The organism is Vibrio sp. 10N.222.48.A3, assembly GCF_041475345.1.
In the GTDB taxonomy this organism is placed as follows: Bacteria; Pseudomonadota; Gammaproteobacteria; order Enterobacterales; family Vibrionaceae; genus Vibrio; species Vibrio tasmaniensis_A.
Window position 1 is genome coordinate 1 of the sequence record NZ_JBFRVX010001311.1, and the last position, 5,613, is coordinate 5,613.

Below are 5,613 nucleotides of genomic sequence, written 5' to 3' on the forward strand. Positions count from 1 at the left end.
GGTGTCTACCTTTCGAAGGTAGTTGTGCTAAGGGAATAATGATGTAACCATGGCAATCCCAAACTTCAAGGCAGTTATGGGTGACTTCGGTAGTTTCTGGGTGATATGTTAGGTTTGCCAAAGAAGCATAGATTGCTGTTGCGTTATCATGACCGCCAAGCCAATTGGACAAATGTATACAACGTTGAACGAATTCACTATCGGTTGTCTTATTTTCATATAGGCCAACTAAGTTAGCTTCTCCAATTTGGCTTATACCATCAGAAATAACTAACAAATCGCAGAGTGCAGAGCATGACTCAACAGTGACCTCTAATTCTCCCTCCATGCCTATATACTTTGTTAGACCATTTCTCTTCGTTATTAGGCTGTTTAGTTCGATTCCGTTGAGTTTTTCGAGGAAGCTTTTTACATCGTCATCTTCAGTGATTTGAAAAATAGAATTGCTTGTTGTGCATTGATAAATTCGACTATCACCAACATTGACGGTAAAGAATTCACCTGGTTCATGGCTGACTATAGCTGATAAAGTTGCTCCACCTTTACCGTTTGTTGATTCGGAAACGATCTGATGAGCAGAAAACACAGACTGTTGTATCGCTTGATCTATTTCAATGCCTGACTCGATAAGAGGTATTATAGAGCTTAAAAACATTGAGACAGTGTGAGTTGCGGCAAGCCCCCCATTAACCATACCTCCCATACCATCACTAAGAATATAAAAGTATATGTAGCGCTCCATTTTTGAACTATAGAAACGAGCAGAAATTGCCCGATCTTCATTTTCAGTTCTGATAAGCCCGACAGTTGTCGCTAACGTCGCTCCGACTTCATGTACAACGGATGACCGGTTCCCATTTACAGGTCTATTTAGCCTTTTTGTTAATATATCTTGCATATTAATCAGCCCTGTTTGTGTGTAATGATTTTAATTCAAATCTAAAATTTTGATTGAGCTCTTGATTAGCGGACTAGCTTTTATGCTGGCACCTGCTTACATAAGACAGAATATAACATAACATTTATTAAGAGCGTCTTCTCATATCAGTTACTAGCATTGACTCAATAAATAATTGATTGCAAATTACTTCTTCTTCATTTCCATAGCCACTCGGCCTAGAACTTTAATGTCTTCTTCTGCAACTTCAATGGTCGATTCACCGAACGCAATAGCCAGCTTCTTACCCGGTAAACGTTGCAGGTAGTTGATCGACAAGCGCCCATCAATATCAATGAGGTAGTCGCCTGTTACAGGGTCGGTTGATTCTTGGTTGACGTAATAGATACCAGCATCATCTTCGACCACTTGGGTCAGTGATGCTTTTAGGCCGAATCGCTCTAAAGTAGAGTGGTCTATCGCCATATTGCCACTTTCTACCAACACTCCATCCAGCAATTTAGATATTTGCATGCTTTCAGTAGATGCAGAATCACTCTTCTTACCTTCGAAAGGTTCACCTTCACCTAGTGCCATGTACTTAACCGATGCACCAGTTGCCAAATGCGCACGAACAATTAACTCAAATGCGGTTCTTTCGTGACTATGCCACGTTTGAATGGTTGATCTTGGGATTCCGAACTTGTCAGCTAACTGGTAATTAGTTGTTGTCTCGGTCACGGTTCTTAGCTTTTCCGTGAAGTTTCTACCAGAAAGATAGTCGTAAACCGGGATTTCGGCTTGTATTGTCGTCATATGCGATCTACCATTGTTGTCATATTGGGTTTTGATGTCTCATGTCTCACCATTTCGCATCAAAATAAACTTATCTAAGTAGGATACCACTTATGGCAAGTCTTCAAATAGCGTTAGACGCCCCTTTTTGCACGAAAAAAGAGTTTCTTAGACGTACTGGCTGGTCTACATCGTCACTCGATAGAGCAATAGCTCGTGGCGAAATTCCCATTCTTCCTAAAAAGGGCGAGAAAGGCTCTGTGCTCATCAACTTAGTGAAAGTGTTCGAGCGTTCTGCGGAGCAAGAAGTATGAGCTTCGCAACGTCACCTAAAACCAAACTCACTCAGCAATACATTACTTTGCTACGCCTATCGAGTGAGTCATGGGAAGACAAGTATCCAAACGAATGTCTGCTATGGCCTAAGTGCGTATTACGTGAACGAAAACAACAAGCTTTTGATGCAGCTTACTGTGATTTTTTGTCAATCATGATGTTGAAGAGACTGCCCGTAAATTAGAACTGAGTGCTTGCTTTTACAGGCCTAGTCTCGGGCGACTACATCATCTTAATACCGTATTAGCCGATTTAGGCGTGGTGGCGGGCAAGGTACCCAGGGAAGAGGAGTCAAAAACGTTCGTTGAACGCATCCTAGAAAATTCGATTCTGTCCGGTGAGCTGTCTAGCGATGCATTGAAGGTGTGCAATGCAGACCGCTTATACAGAAGCGAAAAACGTAAGACGATCGCAAAAGCTCAAGCCGCTATCGGTAATTTGGTTTTGCTTATGTCTGATTTAGAAAACCGCACAAGTGGCACAACCCCTTTGATTAGTATGGGTTTCGAGTTCATTGCCAACGGTGCGCCAATGCCTGGCTTAAGTTAGAGGAATTCGTTATGTCTGTTGTAACAAGAGAACATTTAAAAGTAGATGTCCCACCACTAGAAAACCCATGCCCTGATTTAGTTTGTTGGTCTTTGAATCGCGAGCAAAAAGAACGCGGCCTAGCTCTTTTGCAGCGAACAAGAAAAGAGCTTGGCGAGCGTCAGTTGAGGTCACTCTATCAGACACGAGAAGCTCTACTGAATCAATTTAACTCAAGCGATGACCGCTTAGAGCAAGCTCGCATTGATCGCGAGTTAAAAGCTCTTGATTTCAGCGCAAAGGATATTCAGTCACGCTGGTCATAGTCCAGTGATGCTCAAACGAACATAGCCCTTAGGCATCTTGCCTACACCCTTTATCCCTCTTTGATTTAAAGAGGGAGGGTTTTTTATATCTCAAACCTGAGGAATTGATGATGAATACTATTGAAGAACATCTTTTTAATCAGTCTGTTAACCAAATTACTGTTCGCTTTAATTCAAGTAATCAAGAGCAGCAACACCAAGTCCTGGTCCAGTTAGAGGCTATTGCGAAGAAGCAAGAGCCAATCACAACACATCGACCACAAGAAGAAGTACTGGCCGATCTCAAGCAAGCCATGCAGGGCGATCGCGCTCGTGTGTTTTTTGGTTATTCATTCCCAAGTTGGTATCGCAATGGCTCAATAGCACAGGTTTCACAGCTTCATCATTGGGCGAACTTAGATATGAGTAATCGTCATCTGTTTCTTGAAATGTTAGGGCTACGTGATTCAGGTCATTTTGATGATGAAGCGTTATATGAGTTCGAACAGTTTTGTTTGTCGGCGGTAGGGGGGAGTGAGCATGACATTGCATGAAGTAAACACCAAATCAGAATTTTTTAATGAGGTTCGATTAGGTCGTAAAACGGCTGAGGTTCGAGTCAATGATCGTAAATATCAAGCTAACGACGTGTTGATACAGCATGAAATTGACAAAGATGGGCATAAAACGGGTGCGTCCTTGGTACATGAAATCACTCATGTAGTTCATGGCGGGAAGTTTGGTTTAAGTAAAGAGGTATGTGTTCTTTCTCTTTCTAATTCATCTCATTTAAATAGTGTGATTTTGATGGGGCATTTACGAGATCGTTTAGTTGAAGCTGCAGATTGTATGGAGGCGGGTATTGACGTTGTTCGAGAGGCTGGACTCACTACTACTGATCTAGAAAGGCAGATTCAAGATTCACGCTATTTTGCTACAGAGGCGACGACTCTACTAAAAAAATTAGGGGAGGTGGCAGAGAATGGATGAAATATCACACAATGATCTCTTATACATAGCGGGGAAAGTAATGCCCCTCGACCGAATCAAACGAAATGATGCTAGATACCACGCTGGTTTTTTAGTGCCTAAAATTTACACCAACCAAGAGCAAGCCCTTTTAGACGCTGGTTTTGTTAAAAAAATCCCAATCTACGATCGTGTTTTCAACCAACAATCTAAGCGAGAATTTGAGCTCAAGAGATCGATAGATCTTTTTAAAGCTCTTAATTATCGCACTGAACACGACCGCGAAGCGGCGGCGAGAATCGCCGAAGAGTATAGGCTAGTCAAAGGGCGCAAAAGTCCGACAGAGAAACACCGTCATAGAATTGAGCGAAATCGCCAAACTCTGCAGCTGCTAGATAGGGTTATTAATCCATCGGAAGTCCTACAAAGCCCTGAGGCGTATTTCAATCACGACTTGTTGTATACCTCTACAGAGCGTAATACACCTGCCGTTTTACAAGAGAAAGGTAAAATTAACCGCTGTGAGCCTAAAATCAATCCTACTTCAGTACAATTACAGCAGCGAGAGTGTTTCGACCAGTACAGAATCCAGCACATTACTCAAACACCGACGAGTAAAGCACCAACTGTCAACAGCGGTGAACGGTACACCGACAAGCTGACTAAGCGAGCGGTAACTCAGATTTTTGAAAGTGCGGCTTATGCGGCAGTTCGTAACGATGGTTTCACTACGTTTTTGACCTTAACGTTCACCAGAGAGCAGCGATTGGCCATATTTGGCGGTATGGCTGATGAATCGGAATTGGGTGAACTAGGCGCTAGGCATCCAATTCGTTATCGTCGAAACATGGTGACCTATAGGAGCAACTCGAAAGAGAAGCGAGTGGCTTCGCCTGTTACCGATATTGCTGGACCTTATTCAACAGTCCCATTTAAAAATAGATTGCGAACCAAGTTGATGAATCATAATGGTGAGATAGCAGGTGATTTCTGTCGCTTGGAAGATAAGCCCGCCAAAGAGTTTACGGTAGAAAAAACCATTGAAACCACTATAGGTAAAGAAGTTTCACGCTTACTTGATGCAATGAAAAAAATGTATCAACGCGGTTGGGTGGCTGATCATACTATTCAAACCGATGAAGACAGTGGGCAACCTTACTGCGATTTGAAAGTTGAAAAAGTGCCACCTCATCTAGGTAAGCCAAGTGACGTTGGCCCAACAAATAAACCTCTCGACTTTCACTATATTTGGGTTGCAGAGTGTCCGGCCAATGATGATGGTGAACCTAACCCTCATGTACATATGCTTTTAAAGTGGAATGTTGAACCTAGGTTCTTCCGCGCTTGGGCAAAACGACTGGAGAAAATCTGGGGACATGGTTTTGCAAATCTTGAGCGAATCAGGAAGCCTAAAGCCGCCGGCTCGTACATCATTAAAGCGGTTGGGTATGCCGCCAAAGGTGGAGATTCGGAACAAGGGTTGATAAAAGGGAATCGCTATAACATATCGGCAAGCACTCGAGCACCAAAATGGGAATGTTTGGCTTCGTTTGAGGCTGGAAATATGACGGCGATAATTAAGGAGTTAGGACATAAGCTAGACCAGTGGAAAAAACCGCTGAAAAGAAAGGCATCTAAGTTAGCTGCTGCTAAGGCTCAAACAATCAAGGCGAAGTCGATAGCAGTGCAACAAGGCAAACCGAAAGAGCTCACTGACAAAATGCAGAGTCGTATTATTCGTTTGGAAAAACAGGTGGAGAAGGTGAACAAAGAGATCCGTGAACGTGGCGTATTTGCTTCAAG

9 protein-coding genes are annotated in these 5,613 nt (G+C 42.8%); 7 read left to right on the plus strand and 2 right to left on the minus strand.

Annotated features, from left to right (window positions below):
* Together AB4653_RS25945 and AB4653_RS25950 are read right to left on the minus strand one after the other, a co-directional pair.
* On the minus strand, positions 1 to 898 hold an 898-nt coding region (locus AB4653_RS25945; protein WP_372105663.1), incomplete at its 3' end, for a PP2C family serine/threonine-protein phosphatase.
* A 186-nt stretch (positions 899 to 1,084) separates the two neighbouring features.
* A complete protein-coding gene (locus tag AB4653_RS25950) occupies positions 1,085 to 1,693 on the minus strand; it encodes a helix-turn-helix domain-containing protein (protein WP_102257941.1) in 609 nt (202 codons plus the stop codon).
* A 92-nt stretch (positions 1,694 to 1,785) separates the two neighbouring features.
* Between AB4653_RS25950 and AB4653_RS25955 the strand changes: the two genes are divergently transcribed.
* The 7 genes from AB4653_RS25955 to AB4653_RS25985 form a co-directional block, all read left to right on the plus strand.
* Positions 1,786 to 1,986: a Rha family transcriptional regulator gene (locus AB4653_RS25955; RefSeq protein ID WP_102257940.1), complete on the plus strand. Its 201-nt coding sequence runs from the start codon at positions 1,786 to 1,788 to the stop codon at positions 1,984 to 1,986.
* Positions 1,983 to 2,192, plus strand: a complete 210-nt coding sequence (locus AB4653_RS25960; protein ID WP_240798333.1) for a hypothetical protein — start codon at positions 1,983 to 1,985, stop codon at positions 2,190 to 2,192. The genes AB4653_RS25955 and AB4653_RS25960 overlap by 4 nt, the downstream gene beginning before the upstream one ends.
* Positions 2,193 to 2,266: 74 nt before the next feature.
* Positions 2,267 to 2,557, plus strand: a complete 291-nt coding sequence (locus tag AB4653_RS25965; RefSeq protein ID WP_240798556.1) for a phage regulatory CII family protein — start codon at positions 2,267 to 2,269, stop codon at positions 2,555 to 2,557.
* Positions 2,558 to 2,568: 11 nt separating this feature from the next.
* On the plus strand, positions 2,569 to 2,862 hold the full coding sequence (locus tag AB4653_RS25970) for a hypothetical protein (protein WP_102257939.1): 294 nt from the start codon (positions 2,569 to 2,571) through the stop codon (positions 2,860 to 2,862).
* A 110-nt stretch (positions 2,863 to 2,972) separates the two neighbouring features.
* On the plus strand, positions 2,973 to 3,395 hold the full coding sequence (locus tag AB4653_RS25975; RefSeq protein ID WP_102257938.1) for a hypothetical protein: 423 nt from the start codon (positions 2,973 to 2,975) through the stop codon (positions 3,393 to 3,395).
* Positions 3,382 to 3,831, plus strand: coding sequence for a DUF3850 domain-containing protein (locus AB4653_RS25980; protein WP_102257937.1), 450 nt, complete (start codon positions 3,382 to 3,384; stop codon positions 3,829 to 3,831). Before AB4653_RS25975 ends, AB4653_RS25980 begins: the two co-directional genes overlap by 14 nt.
* Positions 3,824 to 5,613 (plus strand): hypothetical protein (locus AB4653_RS25985; protein WP_372105664.1); only part of this gene is annotated, 1,790 nt, incomplete at its 3' end. The genes AB4653_RS25980 and AB4653_RS25985, both read left to right, overlap by 8 nt.